Raw genomic sequence first — 18,676 nt, 5'->3', positions numbered from 1 at the left:
ATGGAATGGAACTGCAGGGTATTGGCGCGATCGTCACCGGAGGCGCATCCGGCCTGGGTGGAGCGACGGCGAAGATGCTGGCCAGCCGCGGCGCAAGAGTGGCGATCTTCGATCTGAACGAAGAAGCCGGCAGGGCTGCCGCGCAGGAAATCGGCGGGCTATTCTGCAAGGTCGATGTCACAGACGAAGCCAGCGTGATTGAAGGCATCGAAAAGGCGGAGGAAACCCATGGCGTTGCCCGAGTGGTCGTGAACTGCGCTGGCATTGCCCCAGCCATCAAGACAGTGGGCCGCGAAAATGCGCCGCACCCGATTGAAGCCTTCCGCAAAGCCATCGAAATCAACCTCATCGGAACATTCATCGTCGTCAGCAAGTTCGCTGCAAAGCTGGCAGCAGCCGATCCAGTTGGCGAGGAACGCGGCGTGATCATCAATACCGCTTCAGTCGCGGCGTATGACGGCCAGATCGGACAAGCGGCCTACGCGTCGTCCAAAGCGGGCGTTGCCGGCATGACGCTGCCCGTGGCGCGCGATCTGGCTCAACATAAAATCCGAGTCATGACGATAGCACCCGGTATCTTCATGACGCCCATGTTGATGGGTTTGCCGCAGGCAGCGCAGGACAGCCTAGGTACCCAGGTTCCTCATCCCAGCCGCCTTGGAAAGCCCGAAGAGTACGCCCAACTGGTTGCGAGCATCATCGACAATCCCATGCTGAATGGCGAGGTCATTCGCCTTGACGGCGCAATTCGCATGGCGCCTCGATAAGACAGACCAGGGCCGGTGCGGCGGAGATAGCCTTGGTTCCGGCACCTTCCTCCTCGACGGATGTGAAGGCTCGCTCTTGCTGACCCTCAGGATCGTGGGGGCGTTTTAATCTCGAGAGAACTGGAATCAGGCCACAGAACCGCCGCGGGCGCCGGCAAAACGCTCCGGATACTGGTGGAGCCGAGCGGGATCGAACCGCTGACCTCGTCATTGCGAACGACGCGCTCTCCCAACTGAGCTACGGCCCCAAGGCGCCCGCCTATAAGCGAGGCACCTCGCCCATGCAATGCCATTTAGACGTCCGCAGCAGCGAATTGATCAGGCGGGACTGCTGTTGAAACCGAAAGAAAGGAAGTCCGGCATTGGGCCATTCCAGCCCTCGTCGGGGCCATCGTCCTGCGAGTTCTCACGACGGCGCGGCGGGGCGGCGGCGCGATCTTGTGAGGGACGGGATGGCCTGCGCGGGGCGGACTGACGATCGGATGGTGGCGCGGCATCCGCTGCCTCAGGCTCGGCTTCTGCAGCAGGTTGAACTTGGGGCTCAGCCGCAGGTTTTGCTGCCTTGGCGGCAGGCTTGCGCCCCCGGCGCTTGGCGGGTGCAGGCGCATCATCGCTTTCGATGGGCACCGCATCTGCCACAGTTTTGCCCCCGCCGAAGTGCGGTATCTTCGTGCCGATCAGCTTCTGGATATTGTCCAGCGCCTCGGCGTCTTCCGGCGTAACGAAGGTATAGGCAACGCCGGTCGCCCCCGCCCGGCCCGTACGTCCGATGCGGTGAACATAATCGTCCGGATGCCAAGGCGCGTCATAGTTAAACACGTGGCTGACGCCCTTGATGTCCAGGCCACGCGCGGCAACGTCGGACGCGACGAGAACGTTCACATCGCCGCGCTTGAAGCGGTCGAGTTCGGCGATGCGCGATCCCTGGTCCATGTCACCGTGGATTTCGCCGGAACGAACGCCGCTACGCTGCAACGTCTTGTTGAGGTCGCGCACGGTGGTCTTGCGATTGCAGAAGATGATCGCATTGGTCACGTCCTCTGCCTTCAGCATATGGCTGATGACATCGCGCTTCTTTCGTGATTCGACGGGCACCAGCCATTGCGTGATGTTGATGCTGGCGGACGCCGGGCGGGCAACTTCGATCGATTTCGGGCTCGAGAGAAACTTGTCCGCCAGCTTCTTGATGACGGGCGGCATCGTCGCGGAAAACAGCAGCGTCTGGCGCTGCGCAGGCAGCTTCGTGCAGATTTCCTCGATATCGGGGATAAACCCCATGTCGAGCATCCGGTCGGCTTCGTCGATCACGAGCAGCGAGCAGCCGTTCAGCATGATCTTGCCGCGTCCGAACAGGTCCATCAGGCGCCCCGGAGTCGCGATCAACACGTCCACGCCCTTTTCCAGCGCCGCGAGTTGATCGCCCATCGAGACGCCGCCGATCAGCAACGCCATCGAAAGCTTGTGATATTTCCCGTATTTCTCGAAGTTCTCGGCTACTTGCGCCGCCAGTTCGCGGGTCGGCTCCAGGATCAGCGAGCGCGGCATCCGCGCCCTGCTGCGGCCATGGGCGAGAATGTCGATCATCGGCAGCACGAAGCTTGCGGTCTTGCCGGTGCCGGTCTGGGCAATGCCGATGATGTCCTTCATCATCAGCACGGAAGGGATTGCCTGCGCCTGAATAGGCGTCGGGGTGTCGTAGCCGGCCTCTGTGACCGCCCTTAACAATTCATCGGATAGGCCGAGATCGGCAAAATTCATTCATATGTCCGGAACGAGGGGGCACGCGACTGGGCGAGCCCGGTAAAAGCTGGCTGGCCCTTGCGGAAATACGGGCCGATTGTCAAGAAAATCCGGGTGCGCAGGCTATCGTTCGGGGACAAGCCGCTTGAAACTGTCGACTTCGCAGGACGGCCCGCTGCGCGCCTGAATGGCGTCGCGGCCTGCGCACAGCGAGCCGTCGTCGCTCGGCTCGATATAAAAACCGGAATAGAAATCGGCGGACCGGCACCTTCTTGCCAACCGCGCCCGGTAACGCTGGTTATTCGACAATATCAGGTCGACGCTGTTGCGATCTCCCAAAGCCGCAGATGCGATAGAGCGGATCGCGACGCAGCGCGGGCCCTTCTTCTCGTCCCATTCCTGTGGCCGGGGTGGAGGCACAGGGCGACCGGAACGCGGTTGACGCACAACCGGCACGCGAATGATCACGCGCTGCTCGATCGTCACTTGCGCCAGTTCGACAGGCGCGGCACCAGCCATCGGGACAAGCAGCAAGGCAATGGCGGATGGAAACAAAGATAGACCCCCTGGATACTCTGATGCCCTAGCCACCAGTGGTTGAACAGTCGATGAATTCCAGAGCATAAGACCGCCATGATCCTGCCCCACATCCTGCAACGCTTTTCCGCCCTTCTCGGTCCCAAGGGGTATACTGACGCCCCGGAGGATATTGCACCATGGCTGACTGACTGGCGCGGACGCTATCACGGCAATGCGGCTGCAATCCTGTCGCCCGCCAATACGCAGGAGGTCGCCGCTTGCATCGCGCTTGCTGCCGAGCATGGTGTGGCGTTGGTGCCGCAGGGCGGGAACACGTCGATGGTAGGGGGTGCGACTCCGCCGCTCGATGGCAGCGCGCTCATCCTATCGCTACGGCGGATGAACGCGATTCGCAGCATTTCGGCCGAGGACAATCTGGCAGTCTGCGAAGCAGGCGTGATCCTGTCGGTGCTGCACGAGGCGGCGCATGACATCGGCCGCCGCTTTCCGCTGAGCCTTGGAGCAAAGGGCTCCGCGACCGTGGGCGGCCTCGTCTCCACCAACGCCGGAGGTACGCAGGTGCTGCGGCACGGCACGATGCGCGCCCTTGTGGAAGGGATCGAGGCGGTCCTGCCGAACGGCAGCATCTACGATGGCCTCGCCGCGCTCAAGAAGGATAATCGTGGCTATGATCTCAAGCAGTTGCTGATCGGCGCGGAGGGAACCATCGGGATCGTCACGGCGACTTCCCTGCGGCTCGTGCCCGCCGTTGCCGATCGGGCCGTGGGCTGGATTGGTGTGGAAAGCCCGCAGGATGCACTGGCATTGCTGCGTATGCTGGAGGCGAAACTCGGGCATATTGTGGAAGGCTTCGAGGTGATTGCCGACGATGGCCTGGGCCATGTCCTCTCCCACATCCCCGGCGCCCGACGCCCCATCGAGACCCGCACACCCTGGCATGTGCTGATCGAAGTCGATCTGGCAGAGGTGGAAGGCCCGAGCGCCGGAGAACGGCTGGAAGGCGCACTGGCGGAAGCGCTGGAGGCAGGCATCGCCAAGGACGCCACCATCGCCGCCAGCGATGCACAAGCCGAAGCCTTCTGGCGTATCCGCGAATCGCTCTCCGAAGCCGAACGCGCACAGGGTCCGGCCCTCCAATATGACGTCAGCGTGCCGGTGGCGCGGATGCCTGCCTTCATGATCGAAGCGGCGGCGGCGGCGGAAAAGGCGTTCCCCGGCACCACGGCCTCGTCATTCGGGCATCTGGGCGACGGTAACGTCCACTTCCATGTCCGCGCGCCGAAGGGGACCACCGACGGGCCTGCCTGGATCGCCGCAGAAGGCGCGACCATCAACGCGTTCGTCCATGATGCGGTGGTGGCTTCCGGCGGGTCGATCTCCGCCGAACATGGCATCGGCCAGATGAAACGCGCGGAACTGGCGCGCCTTGCCAGCCCCGCCCGCCTCGCTGCACTGCGCGCCATCAAGGCAGCGTTCGATCCCAAGGGAATTATGAACCCCGGCAAGCTGGTGCCGATGCCGGGGGATGAACCCTAGAACTCTGATCCATCCTTGCGGCGAAAGGTGTTGCCGTCGTCGAAGATGTGCATGTCAATGTCGGGGTAATGGCATTCCCCCGCTGCGGGTCGGCCCACCGCGACGAAGACGCAGGGAGCGTCACTTTCATTGACGAGATGATGCCCGTTGCCGTCGCCTTTTGGAAACACCGCCATGTCGCCAGCGCGCATGTCCGCACGTCCATTGTCATCGATCAGCACTGCCTCGCCCGAGAGCATGATGACGATCTCGTCCTCATTGACGTGCCAGTGGCGCTGCGATGACCATGCCCCCGGCTCCAGCGTCACATGGCTCGCTCCGAAGTCGCTGAGGCCCGTTGCCGGCGCGATGCGGCGGACGAAACGCCCTTCGACCGCTCCTGCATATTCAGGCGGATATCCGGTGCGATTTGTCTGCGGAATCGTGTCTAGATCGAGCTTTGGCATAAGGACGCTCCGGCTGGTCAACTGGCGCGACCTTCGCTAACGCACCGGCATGACCCTGAACAGTGCCGCTTACGAACCTCTGGCCCTTGCCGAACGACTGGTCGCCTGCCCCTCGGTAACGCCAGCGACCGGCGCAGTGTTCGATTGCCTTGAAGCGATGCTGGCGCCGCTCGGCTTCTCCATCGATCGCTTCCTCAGCGGCGAAGCGCCAGATGGCCCGGTGGAGAACCTGCTGGCAGTGCGGGAAAACGGTCCCGGCTCTCATTTCGCCTTCGCCGGGCATCTGGACGTGGTGCCACCCGGCGATGGCTGGGCCAGTGGTCCGTTCCAGCCGGAAGTGCGCGGCGATCTGCTATACGGACGGGGCGCGGTGGACATGAAGGGGTCGATTGCCTGTTTCGTGGCGGCAGTGGCGCGTCGATTGGATGTGCCCGGCACAATCAGCCTCATCATCACCGGCGATGAGGAAGGTCCGGCGGTCCACGGTACGCTGGCGCTAATGGAGCGGATGGCGGCGAAGGGCGTGAAGCCCGACCTGTGCCTTGTGGGCGAGCCGACATCGGTCAACCGATTGGGCGACATGATGAAGATCGGTCGGCGCGGATCGGTCAATATGTGGATCACGGTCGAAGGTGCGCAGGGGCATGTGGCCTATCCACATCTTGCCGACAATCCGATCCCGCGCCTCGTCCGCATTCTTTCCGCCATCGAAGCGGTGGAGCTGGACAAGGGCACGGACTGGTTTCAGCCGAGCAATATCGAAATCACCGACATCGGCGTGGGCAACCCCGCGACCAACGTCATCCCGGCCAAGGCGAGCGCGCGAATATCCATCCGCTTCAATGACCGGCACAGCGGGGCAAGCCTGGTCGAGCGGATGTCTGCCATTGTGGAAGCCGAAGGCGGCATGCTGGAGGCCAAGATCAGCGGCGAACCTTTCCTGACGCCGCCGGGCGCATTCTCCGGGCTGATCCGCGACGCCATTCACGCGGCGACCGGAATCGAGCCTGAGCTATCGACAACCGGCGGCACGTCCGACGCCCGTTTCCTTTCGCGGCTATGTCCAGTTGTGGAATTCGGCCTTTGCAATGCCACCATGCACAAGCTGGACGAGGCCGTTGCAGTCGCCGATCTGGCGACGCTGACGGAAATCTACGCCGAAATCCTGATGCGCGTGGCTCAGACTTCCAGCGCCACCGGCTCATAGCCGCCACCGAAGCGAGCGAGATAGCTAAGCTCGTTCGCGGGATAGGCAAGGTGGAACCCCTGGAACACGGTGCAGCCGGTCACACGCAATATGTCGAGTTGCCCCTGGCTTTCCACGCCCTCGATCACGACATCCAGCCCCAGCCCCTGAAGTAGCGCGATGATGGCGCTGCAGATGGTACGCGCTTCGGCGGAGGTGACGATGTCGCGCACGAGGCTGCGGTCGATCTTCACCCGGTCGATTGGCAGGTCGCGTAGTCGCGTCAGATTGGAATAGCCCGTGCCAAAATCATCGATGGTGATGCGCACGCCGATGCCTTGCAGACTGCGCAGTTGCTCGATCAGCCGCGCGTCCATCTCCATTGCCAGCGATTCGGTGATCTCAAGTTCTATGGCCGTTGCGGGCGTCCCATGCCGCTCCATGGAAGCGCGCAGGCGGTCGAAGAAATCGAGCTGCGACAATTCGCGGGTGGAGATATTGATCGCCAGCCGCTGATCCAGTCCTTGCCGCGCCCATCGCGTCGCCGTCTCGCAGACCTGGTTCATGATCCAGTCCCCAAGATCGACGATGACGCCGTTCTCCTCCGCAGCGGGCACGAAAGTACCGGGCAGCACGACATCGCGCTCCGGATGGGCCCAGCGCACCAGTGCCTCCGCAACGATAGCCCGGTCTTGCCCGACATCCACCTGGGGCTGGAACTGCAACAGGAATTCGCCGCGCTGGAGAGCCGTGCGCAGGTCACGCTCCATGTCTGCCTTGCCGGCTTCCTCCAGCGCCAACGCATTCGAGAAAATCTCGAAACGGCCACGCCCATCATTCTTTGCCCGATACATGGCGATGTCCGCGGCGCGCAGCAGCGCTGTCAGGGTGTTTCCATGTTCCGGGTAATATGCGACCCCGATCGAGACGCCAATATCCAGGGACTGATCGTCAAGTTGGAAACGCTCGCCGAACGCGAACTGAATAGCACGAGCGATCCGCTCTGCCGCGGCGCGGTTCGGCATGGCCGGGAAGAACAAAGTGAATTCATCCCCGGCCAGACGGCCTACCACCGCTTCGCCCATGCCCGCCCCGACCTGCGCCATCATTATGTCGCGCAGTCGTCCGGCAACACGCGCCAGCAACTGATCGCCCGCTGCATGCCCGAGCGTGTCGTTGATGGCCTTGAACCCGTCAAGATCGAGGAAGAACAGAGCGGCGGGATCGTCGCCTCCCTTCTCCGCCAGTAGCTGCTCCACCTGGCGGCAAAAGCTCATGCGATTGGGCAGTCCAGTCACCGGATCGAACATCGCCAGCACGTGGATGTTCTCGAGATTGGATCGCACCTGGCTGAACAGGCTGTCCATCGCGAGCGCCACGTCGGGAAGATCGCGCCGTAGTTGTGCGACGACCGGCGTCTGAAGGTCGCCATGGGCAGCAGCACGCAGCCGGGCTGTCACGCGATCCAGCGAAGGCGCGATCGCTGCAATGCTGCGTCTGGCAGAGGCCCAGCTCAAGATACCGCACAATATGGCGAAGAGCAGGACATAGGCGATCGTCTGCTCACGCCCGAACATGCGTGGCCCCGCCAATCCGGCGAGGATGAGGGCCACTGTCCCGGCGCCGGCGCCTATGATGGCCGCGCGGATCTTGAACGTGACACTTTGCAACAATCCCCCGACATCAAATCTGAAAGGGCCGCACCGACTGCGGAATGTCGCAATTATGAATCTCGCTGGTTAAGGAAGGTTCATCGGAGACGATTAACGCGCTTATTTATTGCGCCGCAATATGATGTAGAGCGCGCCGTCTCCCCCGTGGCGCGGATGCGCGGTGCGGACACTGGCGATAGCGTCGGCGTGTGGACTGGAATCCAGCCAATGGCTTATCTCTGCGCGGATCGCGCCGCGTTTGCCGGAGCCGCTATTGTCCTTGATCGGCCGGGGTTTTCCGGTGACGACCAGCAGCACGCGCACATCGTGAGACCGCGCCTGTGCAAGTGCTTGATTTAACCGCGCATGTGCCGCGGTGAGGCTATGGCCATGCAAGTCTATCGCCATTTCCGGAGACAGTGCGCCGCTCTTGATCTGCTTTTCCCAGCGTCCGTCAAGTACCGCTGCAGGGCGTCTGGGAGGCTGCTGCTGCGCTTGCGGCATGGGTGCCTGCGTTAACGATTTAACTGCCGGAATAGATGGAAGCTTTGTGTCTGCCGCTGGTTGTGGCTCAGCTTTTATGGCGCGATAGGGACGGACGCTCTGCGCCAGCCGTGCCCATAGCGCCCGCTCTTCAAGGGTAAGGCGTCGTCCGGCCATTGCCGCTCATGCCCCCCTGCGCCTGAACCCGGGCGATCGTGCCGATCGGGAGCAGCAGCAGCGCGCTGCCCCTCGCCGCCATGCCCCCGGCAATGGCGCGCGCCCGCTCGCCAGCGCCCCAGAAGGTATCCACGCGATTCGCGCCCTTGATCGCGCCGCCCGTGTCCTGCGCGATCCAGATGCCATTCGGCTCCGCGCGGTCCATCGACAGCAGGATCGGCGCGCCAAGCGGGATGTATCGCGGGTCTGCCGCGACGCTGGCCTCGGCTGTGACCGGCAGGCCCAAAGCGCCCAGCGGACCTGCCCCAGTAAGTTCGCGGAAGAACACGAAGCTCTTGTTCTCGTCCATGATTGCCGCGCCCTCGGCCGGATGGGCGCGCAGATAGGCCATGATGTCCTGCATCGATCCGGCCTGGATCAGACCGCGATCCTTCATCAGCTTGCCGATGCCGGTGTAGTCGCGGCCATTCTGGCCATCATAGCCGATTCGCATGACGCCGCCATCCGGCAGACGCAGCCTTCCGCTACCCTGCACCTGAAGGAAGAAGAATTCCACTGGATCGGCAGCCCAGGCGATTTCCGCTGCGCGGCCCCGCAGCGATCCCGCCACGATCTGGCTGCGCTCGTCGAAGGGCACGAATTTCGCGCCGTTCACCTTGCCACGGATCGTCTTGCCTTTCAGAGCGTCGCTGAATTGGCCAAGATCGACATCGATCAGGTCCACCGGCCGCGCATAGACCGGCACTTCATATCCCGACCGCTTCGTGCGTGAACCGGCGATCTCAGGCTCGAAATAGCCCGTGGCGAATGCCTTGCCGTCGCCGACCTGCGCGGTTTCGAAATAGCGGGAGAAAAATTCCGTGGCAGTCGTGTCCGACCAGCTGGACGCAGCACTGCACGCCTGCTGCCAGTCCGCGCCGCGCGTGAGCCCGCTCTGATCATTGCGGCGAAGGAGCGCCGGGCAGGAAATGCGAAACGCCTGAAGTGCAAGCCGGGAGCGCTCGCCTGATGGCAGAAGATCGGCGAGCGGCGGTCCGGCGACCAAGCCCGCACCCAATGCGTTTTCCCCCGGCACCACTGGCGCGGCGGCCGCTGGCAATGTCGGTCGCGGCGTCGCAGGTTTCGGTCGCGCAGCGGCCTCGGGAGCGGGACGAGAAGGCTTGCCCGGAATCGGCCGTGCTGATCCCGCTGAACCCGGCGGGATCATCCCGCCCGCACACGCCGAAAGGGACGCCGCCAGCAGCAGCGCCGCTCCCAATCGAAGGAGGCTCATGCCTCCTCGTCGGTTTCGGTCAGCTTCCAGTTGGGATCGGTGGCGCGCAGATCGCGGCTGAAGGTCCAGACATCATGCGTCGCCACGGCGTCCGTCATGGACCCGGCAATCACATTGCCGTCCTTGTCGCGCGTGATCGCCGCGATATCGGCATCGAACCGCATGGTGATGTGAGCGACACGGCCACTCAGCGTCGCATCCGTGATGATCGCCTTGTCGATACGGACGAGGCGATTTTCGAGCGTCTCGCCCGCGGCTTCGCGTGCGGCGATGGCTTCCTCGAAAGAGGCAAGCACGTCGGCGTCGCAAAGCCAAGCCAGTTCCTCGCGATCGCCGCGCCAGAATGCCTCCAGCACCATGCGATAGGCGCTCTTGGCGCCGTCCACGAACTGCGGCACATCGAAACGGCGGTCGGCGGCGATCAGCGCACGCACGCCCGTTTCCGCGCCGGGCGCAAGCAGGCCCTCGGCAAGACGCGCGGGCTCCTGCCCCTGTTCGCCGGTCGGCTTGGGCTGCAGCACCGAAACCTTGGCGCGGTCGTCCGCCTGCAACGGTGCAGGTTGCTGCTCGTGCCCGGTCCGCTTACCGAGAACCGAGTATAGCCGCAGAGCCAGAAATCCGGCGACGAGAGCGAGAATGACGATGGCGTACACTGTGCTGTTTCAACCTGTCTAATATGAAGCGCCAAATACAGGCCCAAGTAACATAGGCATGTTCCGGCGCAGTTTCAAATGCAGATCGGCAGCCTGCTTCAGCGGTAACGGCTAGCCGAGCGAATATATCCGATGCGCCGAACAAGCTCCGCCCATTGCCCTGCGTCCTGCCCCCTGCTAAGCGCCCGCATTCATTGTCGCGCCGGGCGCATTGGCTCTTCGGCTGCGACGAAAACGGTACAATGAGGACGAGACCATGGCGGATCAGGCCGACACTTACGACGCAATGTCCAACGGCGCGGATACGACGCCGCAGATCGGGCTCATCACCCAATATGTTAAGGACCTGTCGTTCGAAAATCCGAACGCTCCGGCCGTTTACCAATGGCAGACCCAGCCCAACATCGACGTACAGTTCAACATCGGTGCCGATCAGGTGGCCGAAGATGTGCATGAAGTTGCCCTGAAGATCGACGTGAAAGCCACCACCAGCGATGGCACTGCGTTCGCGGTCGAGTTGGTCTACGCAGGCCTGTTCGGGATGCGCAACGTGCCGGAGGATCAGATCCAGCCGTTCATGCTGGCCGAAGCGCCGCGCCTGCTCTTCCCGTTCGCGCGCCGCATTTTGTCCGACGCGGTGCGTGATGGCGGCTTCCCGCCGCTGCTGCTCGATCCGATCGACTTCCAGGCTCTGTACGTTCAGCAGGCGCAGGCGTCGGCGCAGCTGACCGAGGCCCCGGCGGGGAATGCCTGACAGCAGCGTCCGGCCGTAAAGCGCGGCCATGGGCCTTTTAAGAGCGACCGGAACCATCGGCGGGCTGACCCTGGTCAGCCGCGTCCTCGGCATGGTGCGGGACATGCTGGTCGCACGCTATCTTGGCGCGGGCCTCGCGTCCGACGCCTTTCTGATCGCATGGCGGCTGCCCAATCTGTTTCGCGCGCTCTTTGCCGAGGGCGCGTTCGCCGCCGTGTTCGTGCCGATGTTCAATCGCACTATGGCGGAAGGCGACGCCGCGTCTCCGGGCAGCGGCAAGGCAGCGGCAGTCGCTTTCGCCGGGCAGATCCTGTCCGTGCTCTTCCCGGTAGTCGTCGCTTTCACACTCCTGATGATGATCGCCGCTGCGCCAGTCGTATGGGCGATGACGGGCGGTTTTCCCGATGGCGGGCCGGAAAAGTTCGACCTCGCCGTCAACCTGACGCGCATCACTTTTCCGTATCTGGCGCTGATCAGCATCGTGTCGCTGCTGGGTGGCATCCTCAATTCGCTGGACCGCTTCTGGGTGAATGCCGCCGCACCCGTGTTACTCAACATCTGCATGATTGGAGCGGTGCTCTTTTTCCGGGGCGATACGCCGGTAGAGACTGCGTACACGCAGGCCGTCGCCGTCACCGTCTCCGGCCTTGCGCAACTGCTCTGGCTGATGTGGTCGTGCAGACAGGCGGGCGTGGTGCTGAAGCTGGGGGTGCCACACCTCTCGCCGCAGGTGAAGCGGATGCTCGCGCTGATCGGCCCGGCCGCGCTCGGCGCAGGCGCGATCCAGTTCAACCTGCTGATCTCCACGTCGCTAGCGGCGAGATTCCTGCCGCAGGGCGCCGTCAGCTATCTTTATTATGCCGACAGGTTGAACCAGTTACCGCTCGGACTGATCGGCATCGGCGTAGGTACGGCGATCCTGCCCTCGCTCTCGCGCCAGATCGGCTCGGGCAATGAAGCCGCCGCCTCGCACACCCAGAATCGTGCCCTGGAGCTGGCGCTGTTCCTTGCCTTGCCGGCCGCCGTGGCCCTGTTCATATCCGCGACACCGCTGATCCGCGGCCTCCTCCAGCATGGCGCGTTCACTGCCGCCGACACCATCGGCACGGCCGGAGCGCTCTCCGCCTTTGCGCTGGGGGTCCCGGCCTATGTGCTGATCAAGGTGCTGACGCCCGGCTTCTACGCCCGGCAGGATACGAAAACGCCAGTTCGCGTCGCCGTGTTCTCCATGCTGTTCAATCTGGTCGGTAATCTCATCCTGATCTGGCCGCTGGGGCATGTCGGCGTCGCCGTCTCCACGGCCATTGCCGCCTGGGTCAATGTGCTGGTGCTTTACTGGCTGCTCCACCGGCGCGATCAGTTGCGGATGGACGCCCGCTTCAAGGACAAGGCGCTACGCATCCTCGGCGCGAGCACAGCCATGGGCGTAGCATTATGGTTCCTGAACCCGCTGCTCGACCCATATATGGCAAGAGGCGTCGCTGAGCGAGTGACTGCACTCATCCTGTTGTGCGGGATCGGCGGGCTGGTCTATGGCGTCGCGGCGCTGGTCCTTCGCACCTATGCGCTTTCCGAATTGCGGGCGCTCGTGCGGCGCGCGCCCAAGACGAATTGAGACAAGACATGCGCGTTCTCTCCGGCATCCAGCCCACCGGCAATCTGCACCTTGGCAATTATCTCGGCGCGATCCGCAACTGGGTGAAGATGCAGGATGAGATGCCCGCCATGGCAGCGAAAGCAGACATGGCAAAGCCCGACAAGAACGCGGACAGCCAATGCTTCTTCTTCTTGGCCGACATGCATTCGATCACCGTGCATGAGGAGCGCGCCCAGCGTCTCAAGAACGTGCGTGAGATGGCCGCGGCACTGATCGCGGCGGGCATCGCCCCGGATCGCAGCGTGCTGTTCAATCAGGCGCGCGTACCCGCTCATGCCGAGCTTGCCTGGCTGCTGAACGGCACCGCGCGAATCGGCTGGCTCAACCGCATGACGCAGTTCAAGGACAAGGCAGGCAAGAACCGCGAGGGCGCGTCGGTGGGCCTGTTCGTCTACCCCGTCCTGCAGGCCGCGGACGTGCTGCTCTATCAGGCAACGCATGTGCCGGTCGGCGAGGATCAGAAGCAGCATCTGGAGCTGACTCGCGACGTGGCGACCAAGTTCAACACCGACTTCGGCGTGGACCTGTTCACCCTCCCCGAGCCGATCATCCCGAAGGAAACTGCGCGCATCATGTCCTTGCGTGACGGCAGCGCGAAGATGTCGAAGTCCGACCCATCCGACATGAGCCGCATCAACCTTACGGATGATGACGACGCGATCTCCGGCAAAGTCCGCAAGGCAAAGACAGACCCGGAGCCGCTGCCCGATACCTTCGAGCAACTGGCCGGACGCCCGGAAGCTGCAAATCTCGTGGGCATCTTCGCTGCCTTGACGGGCGAAAAGGCCGACTCGATTTGCGCCCGTTTTGCAGGCCAGGGCTTCGGTGCCTTCAAGCCGGCGTTGGCGGAAGTGCTGGTCGAGTCGTTGCGCCCGATACGGCAGCGATTCGAACAGCTCAAGGCCGACGACGCAGCCCTCGACGCGATCCTGTTGAAAGGAGCGGCGCGAGCCAGTGCAGCCGCGGAGCCCACGTTACGCGCCGCCTACGATGCCATGGGCCTGATGCGCTGAACCGCTTTTCACAGCGCAACTCTTTTCGCGGCGAGCCGTTTTGTCAGGACGTTCAATCGCCGTTCAGTTGCGCTTTGCTATCGGAAAGCGCATCTAGAAGGAGAGGCCCGAAAAGCGGCCGGAAGCAGGATGCACCTAATGTCCAAATTACGCAGAGTCGGCCTTCTTGCAGCGCCTGCACTGGCGCTTGTCGCGCTATCGGGATGTGCCACCAATTTCAACGCCAATGTCGCACGCTTTCAGCAGTTGCCCGCGCCGCAGGGGCAAAGCTTCGCGGTAGTTGCCGATGACGCTCGGTTAGCCGGAGGTCTGGAGTTCGCGCAATATGCAAGTCTGGTTTCCAGCCGCATGGCGCAGCTGGGCTTTGTCCCCGCATCGGATCCTGCCAACGCCAACCTGATCGTGCGGATGCGATATGACGTAGATACCGGCCGCGAGAAAGTGCGGAGCACTGGCTTTGGCGGCGGTTGGGGCGGTGGCTGGGGTCCCGGTTGGGGCGGCTGGGGCCGTGGCGGCTATGCCGGCTTCTATGGCCCGCGTCGATTTGGCTATGGCTTCTACGACCCGTTCCTGTTTGGACCCGGCTATAACGACATCAGCAGCTACACGGTCTACACCAGCCAACTGGAGCTGAAGATCGATCAGGCTGGATCGGGCAAGCGTCTGTTCGAGGGCACCGCGTCGGCACAGTCGCTCAGCAACAAGTTGACGTATCTCGTGCCGAACCTCGTTGAAGCGATGTTCACGGATTTCCCGGGCCGCAACGGTGAAAATGTTAAGATCACCGTGGCACCAGAACCGAAGTAATACGTTATAGTGCTAGGTGTTGGCTCCCAAGCGCACCTGAAATTGGCCCGGCGGTCTGCAAGGATCGTCGGGCTTTCTTTGTTCGCTCAGCGGGCTGCTTTCAGCTCTCAAGCTGCCGCAGCAAGGCACGGACGTCGGCGTCTATGTCCGGATTGGACTCGCGCAACGCTTCGATCGTCCGGACGGCGTGGATCACCGTGGAATGATCGCGCCCGCCGAAGATCCGGCCGATTTCCGGCAAGGAGCGCGGCGTCATCTTCTTGGCAAGATACATAGCAACCTGCCGGGGACGCGCAATGGCCCGAGCACGGCGCTTGGAGCGCATTTCCGCAGGGTCGATGCGATAGTGAGCAGCGCAGGCCTTCTGTATTTCATCTACAGTGATCCGGCGAGCGTTAGCGCGGACCGTGTCAGCGAGCATCGCCTGCGCAAATTCCATGTCGATGGTGCGGCCGGTCAACTGTCCATAGGCCAGCAACTTGTTGAACGCGCCTTCCAACTCGCGAATGTTGCTGCGGACGGAGCGGGCGAGGAAGTCGATGATCGCATCGGGCACCGGCGGATCACCCGCCACCAGCCGCTTTGCCTCCAGAATCGCCAGCCGCAAGTCGATGTTCGCAGGCTGTATGTCGGCAACCAGTCCCCCGGCCAGCCGTGAGAGGATGCGCGGGTCGATTCCATCGAGCTGCTGCGGCGCCCGGTCGGCGCTGATCACGATGCGCGCGCCATTTTCGACCAGTTCGTTGATCGTGTGGAGGAACTCCTCCTGCGTAGCGCCCTTACCCGCGATAAACTGGATATCGTCGATGAGCAGCAGTCGCGCCGCGCGCAGCCGCGCCTTGAACGCCATGGTTTCGTTGGCGCGCATGGCATTCACGAATTCCATCATGAACCGCTCGGCTGACATGTAGACGACGGTGCTGCCCGGCGTATGCGCCAGATAGGCTCCGGCGATGGCATGCAGAAGGTGCGTCTTGCCCTGGCCAGTGCCACCATGGATGAACAGTGGCGTAAAGCGCGGCTGTTCCTCTGCGGCCATGGCCTGCGCGGCGGAGCACGCGAGCTGATTGCTCTCACCCGTCACGAAGCTTTCGAAATCGTGACGCGGCTGAAAACAGGATGCTGCTCTGGCGGGCGCAGCAACAGCTTCCGGGGCAGGTGCCGGAACAGCAAGAACCCGCAAGGCGGAGGCTTCGGGCGCACGGACGATGCGGATATCGCGGACACCCGCATGCGCGCTGCGCCACGCAAGACGAAGCCGATCGCCGAATTGCGCGGACACGAAGTTGGCGGAAAATTCCGACGCGACCAGAATGTCGAGTGTCTCGGTCATTGGACAATAGGCGCCAAGGCGGGCGGGCTTTAGCCACTGGTCGAACATCCGGGCGCCGATGTCGCTGCGCAGACCCGCGCGCAGCTCCGCCCAATAGGGCTCCAGATGCGCAGAGTCCGTCGAGCCGCTATCCTGAGCCGGGCCGCCCATTTGTCCGTGACCGTTATCGAGGTCCGACATCCATTCCGCCTGTGTCGTCATCCCACCCCTTCAAAGCCAAAACCATGCAGAACAGCGCGCAAATATCCGTCCGGAAAGTCGCCCCCGACCGATCCGTTACTCATTTTGTCACGCTGCAATAATTACGGAACCGATTCGGTCCGGAACTCAGAAGTCAGACTTAGACAGCCCAGGATGAGTCGATCAAGAGCAGCCCGGTTCAAAAAACTGAAATAAAGGCGTTGACTCAGGAAAGCCGCGGCAATCCCTCATATAAAAAATAACGTGTTGAAATATCTAGATTTTTGTAGGGGAGGTGGTGACGCTTGCAGCACGAATCGTGCTTAGTCCTCGGTTACAGCCAAATGACAGTCTGGTGACATAAAGTCTCTTGTTGCGCATCCGGTCCATTCCGTTGCCCGGCCCAAAACAAAAAGCCCGCCTGGTTGCGCCAGGCGGGCTTTTGATTGCCGTGAAGCAGAATGTCAGCCGAGCGCTGAAACGCGCTTCGTCAGGCGGCTGAACTTGCGCGAAGCCGTGTTCTTGTGCAGCACGCCGCGGGCAACGCCACGGGCCAGTTCCGGCTGGACGGTCTGCAGCGCAGTCGCGGCGGCATCCTTGTCGCCAGCGGCCAGCGCGGCTTCCACTTTCTTCACCAGCGTGCGGATGCGGCCGACGCGATTACCGTTGACCAATGCCCGAGCCGCGTTGCGGCGAATGCGCTTCTTTGCCTGTGGCGTATTTGCCATGCCTGTCCTCGAACCGAATATTCAAAAAAGAAAGGGCCATGCGGAATCGGCCCGCCGGCCCGTGAAGGAGCGCGCCTTACCGTGGAACGCCCTATGCGTCAACCATCGACAGCGGCATTATCGCTGACAAGCGGGGCAATAAAAGGTGGAACGCCCGCCATCCACACGCCGTGTGACCACGCCGCCACAGCCGCATGGCTGCCCTTCTCGGCCATAGACGCGCCACTGCTTCGAAAAATAGCCAAGTTCGCCGTCCGGCCGGGCATAATCGCGCAATGTGGAGCCGCCCGCCGCAATCGCGGACGTGAGCACGGCACGAATCGCCTCGACCAGACGCCCCAGCCGGAGAGCGCTGATCCGGCCGCTCAATGTACCGGGCGCGATCTTCGCGATGTTGAGCGCTTCGCACACATAGATGTTGCCAAGACCCGCCACGATTCGCTGGTCGAGCAGCGCGGCTTTGATAGGGCTGGTTCGCCCCGCCAGGGCCTGCCGCAGATAAGCCGCAGTGAAATCGGGACCCAGCGGCTCCGGTCCCATGCGGGTGAAAGGCTCATGCGCTTCCCACGCCTCCGTTCGCACCAGATCGAGCGATCCGAAGCGGCGCGGATCGTTCAGCGCCAGCCGCCGCCCGCTCGCCGTCTCCAGCAGCAGGTGATCATGCGTGCCGATACTCTCGGGGTCGACGCGCCATCGCCCCGACATGCCGAGGTGGAAGATCAGCGTGTCGCCGCGATCCGTACCGATCAGCCCATATTTCGCGCGCCGCCACAGTGCCGTCACGGTCGCGCCGGTCAGCCGCTGCCGCAGGTCCACAGGGATCGGCCAGCGCAGATCGGCGCGGCGTGGCTCCACCAATGTCAGCCGCTCGCCGTCCAGCACCTGGGCAAGACCCGCGACGGTCGTTTCGACTTCTGGTAATTCGGGCATGGGCCTCCAATGTAGAGCGCCAAGGCGCGGTTTCCACCTTCTGCTGGAACCGATGCCAAACTCTAGCTAGAGCAGCGCCATGAACGACACAGTTTCCTTTGGCTATCGCGACGTCGATGCCACGCAGAAGACCGGCATGGTCAAGGGCGTCTTTTCCAACGTCGCAGGCAAATACGACCTGATGAACGATGCCATGTCCGCAGGCGCGCATCGCCTGTGGAAGGACCAGTTCGTCAAGCGCGTAAAGCCGCAGCCCGACGAAGCGATCCTCGACATGGCGGGCGGCACCGGCGACATCGCCTTTCGCCTGCACGATCGCGGCGCGCGCGTCACCGTGGCGGATATCAACCCGGAGATGCTGGCTGTCGGCATGGAGCGGGCAGCGAAGAAGGGGCTCACCGGCCTCGCCTGGTCCGAACAGAATGCGGAGGTGCTGGATTTCCCGGACCGACAGTTCGACGCCTACACCATCGCCTTTGGGATCCGGAACGTCACCCATATCGACAAGGCACTGGCTGAAGCGCATCGCGTGCTGAAGTTCGGGGGGCGCTTCTTCTGCCTGGAGTTTTCGACGACGCTGTGGCCGGGCTTCGCGGATGTCTATGACGCCTACTCGCATCATATCGTGCCGAAACTCGGGAAGCTGCTCGCCAATGACGAGGAGAGCTATCGGTACCTGATCGAGTCGATCCGGCGCTTTCCCGACATGGCCAAGTTCGAAGGGCTGATCCGCGCGGCGGGCTTCACCCAGACGAAGGTCGAGCCGATCCTGGGCGGGCTGGTCGCGATCCATAGTGGCTGGAAGGCATAGTTCCGCAGTG

18 protein-coding genes and 1 tRNA gene are annotated in these 18,676 nt (G+C 62.9%); 8 read left to right on the top strand and 11 right to left on the bottom strand.

Going from position 1 to position 18,676, the window contains the following annotated elements:
* Positions 1–5 precede the first annotated feature (5 nt).
* On the top strand, positions 6–767 hold the full coding sequence (locus QHC67_RS09715) for an SDR family NAD(P)-dependent oxidoreductase (protein ID WP_319293747.1): 762 nt from the start codon (positions 6–8) through the stop codon (positions 765–767).
* 172 nt (positions 768–939) lie between these two features.
* On the opposite strand, the gene QHC67_RS09710 is transcribed toward QHC67_RS09715, so the two are convergent.
* From QHC67_RS09710 to QHC67_RS09700, 3 genes are all read right to left on the bottom strand, one after another.
* Positions 940–1,015, bottom strand: a tRNA-Ala gene (locus QHC67_RS09710).
* Between the two features lie 70 nt (positions 1,016–1,085).
* Complete coding sequence (locus tag QHC67_RS09705) at positions 1,086–2,525, bottom strand: DEAD/DEAH box helicase (RefSeq protein WP_319293745.1); 1,440 nt, start codon at positions 2,523–2,525, stop codon at positions 1,086–1,088.
* Between the two features lie 105 nt (positions 2,526–2,630).
* Positions 2,631–3,062 (bottom strand): hypothetical protein, encoded by a 432-nt coding sequence (locus QHC67_RS09700; RefSeq protein WP_413818517.1) that lies wholly within the window; start codon positions 3,060–3,062, stop codon positions 2,631–2,633.
* A gap of 78 nt (positions 3,063–3,140) precedes the next feature.
* On the opposite strand from QHC67_RS09700, the gene QHC67_RS09695 reads away from it, so the two are divergent.
* Positions 3,141–4,583: an FAD-binding oxidoreductase gene (locus QHC67_RS09695; RefSeq protein ID WP_319293744.1), complete on the top strand. Its 1,443-nt coding sequence runs from the start codon at positions 3,141–3,143 to the stop codon at positions 4,581–4,583.
* On the opposite strand, the gene QHC67_RS09690 is transcribed toward QHC67_RS09695, so the two are convergent.
* A complete protein-coding gene (locus QHC67_RS09690; RefSeq protein ID WP_319293742.1) occupies positions 4,580–5,029 on the bottom strand; it encodes a cupin domain-containing protein in 450 nt (149 codons plus the stop codon). The two genes, QHC67_RS09695 and QHC67_RS09690, sit on opposite strands and share 4 nt — an antisense overlap.
* Before the next feature lie 49 nt (positions 5,030–5,078).
* Here QHC67_RS09690 and dapE point away from each other — a divergent pair, with 49 nt between their 5' ends.
* On the top strand, positions 5,079–6,236 hold the full coding sequence (gene dapE / locus QHC67_RS09685) for a succinyl-diaminopimelate desuccinylase (protein ID WP_319293740.1): 1,158 nt from the start codon (positions 5,079–5,081) through the stop codon (positions 6,234–6,236).
* Here the strand turns inward: dapE and QHC67_RS09680 are convergent.
* From QHC67_RS09680 to QHC67_RS09665, 4 genes are all read right to left on the bottom strand, one after another.
* On the bottom strand, positions 6,209–7,885 hold the full coding sequence (locus QHC67_RS09680) for a putative bifunctional diguanylate cyclase/phosphodiesterase (RefSeq protein ID WP_319293738.1): 1,677 nt from the start codon (positions 7,883–7,885) through the stop codon (positions 6,209–6,211). The genes dapE and QHC67_RS09680 overlap by 28 nt on opposite strands.
* 102 nt (positions 7,886–7,987) lie before the next feature.
* The gene (locus QHC67_RS09675) at positions 7,988–8,527 is read right to left on the bottom strand and encodes a Smr/MutS family protein (protein WP_319293736.1); all 540 of its coding nucleotides are present in this window, start codon (positions 8,525–8,527) and stop codon (positions 7,988–7,990) included.
* A complete protein-coding gene (locus QHC67_RS09670; protein ID WP_319293734.1) occupies positions 8,502–9,800 on the bottom strand; it encodes a murein transglycosylase A in 1,299 nt (432 codons plus the stop codon). Before QHC67_RS09670 ends, QHC67_RS09675 begins: the two co-directional genes overlap by 26 nt.
* The gene (locus QHC67_RS09665; RefSeq protein ID WP_319293732.1) at positions 9,797–10,453 is read right to left on the bottom strand and encodes a Tim44/TimA family putative adaptor protein; all 657 of its coding nucleotides are present in this window, start codon (positions 10,451–10,453) and stop codon (positions 9,797–9,799) included. The genes QHC67_RS09670 and QHC67_RS09665 overlap by 4 nt, the downstream gene beginning before the upstream one ends.
* A 256-nt stretch (positions 10,454–10,709) precedes the next feature.
* Between QHC67_RS09665 and secB the strand changes: the two genes are divergently transcribed.
* The 4 genes from secB (at position 10,710) to QHC67_RS09645 (ending at position 14,684) form a co-directional block, all read left to right on the top strand.
* Entirely contained in the window at positions 10,710–11,207 is a 498-nt protein-coding gene (gene secB, locus QHC67_RS09660; protein WP_319293730.1) for a protein-export chaperone SecB, read from the top strand.
* A gap of 28 nt (positions 11,208–11,235) precedes the next feature.
* Positions 11,236–12,822, top strand: a complete 1,587-nt coding sequence (gene murJ, locus QHC67_RS09655) for a murein biosynthesis integral membrane protein MurJ (protein ID WP_319293728.1) — start codon at positions 11,236–11,238, stop codon at positions 12,820–12,822.
* Between the two features lie 8 nt (positions 12,823–12,830).
* A complete protein-coding gene (gene trpS, locus QHC67_RS09650; protein ID WP_319293726.1) occupies positions 12,831–13,877 on the top strand; it encodes a tryptophan--tRNA ligase in 1,047 nt (348 codons plus the stop codon).
* Between the two features lie 138 nt (positions 13,878–14,015).
* The gene (locus QHC67_RS09645; RefSeq protein ID WP_319293724.1) at positions 14,016–14,684 is read left to right on the top strand and encodes a DUF4136 domain-containing protein; all 669 of its coding nucleotides are present in this window, start codon (positions 14,016–14,018) and stop codon (positions 14,682–14,684) included.
* Positions 14,685–14,784: 100 nt separating this feature from the next.
* Here the strand turns inward: QHC67_RS09645 and dnaA are convergent, their stop codons facing one another.
* The 3 genes from dnaA to mutM form a co-directional block, all read right to left on the bottom strand.
* Positions 14,785–16,167, bottom strand: a complete 1,383-nt coding sequence (gene dnaA / locus QHC67_RS09640; RefSeq protein WP_319293807.1) for a chromosomal replication initiator protein DnaA — start codon at positions 16,165–16,167, stop codon at positions 14,785–14,787.
* A gap of 494 nt (positions 16,168–16,661) precedes the next feature.
* Positions 16,662–16,925 (bottom strand): 30S ribosomal protein S20, encoded by a 264-nt coding sequence (rpsT, locus tag QHC67_RS09635; protein ID WP_104954731.1) that lies wholly within the window; start codon positions 16,923–16,925, stop codon positions 16,662–16,664.
* A 117-nt stretch (positions 16,926–17,042) separates the two neighbouring features.
* Entirely contained in the window at positions 17,043–17,855 is an 813-nt protein-coding gene (mutM, locus tag QHC67_RS09630; protein WP_319293720.1) for a bifunctional DNA-formamidopyrimidine glycosylase/DNA-(apurinic or apyrimidinic site) lyase, read from the bottom strand.
* Positions 17,856–17,934: 79 nt separating this feature from the next.
* Between mutM and QHC67_RS09625 the strand changes: the two genes are divergently transcribed.
* Positions 17,935–18,666, top strand: a complete 732-nt coding sequence (locus tag QHC67_RS09625) for a class I SAM-dependent methyltransferase (RefSeq protein WP_319293718.1) — start codon at positions 17,935–17,937, stop codon at positions 18,664–18,666.
* The last annotated feature ends 10 nt before the right edge of the window (positions 18,667–18,676 follow it).

The organism is Sphingobium sp. (genome assembly GCF_033795625.1).
GTDB lineage: Bacteria > Pseudomonadota > Alphaproteobacteria > Sphingomonadales > Sphingomonadaceae > Sphingobium.
This window is presented reverse-complemented; position numbering and strand designations above follow the sequence as displayed.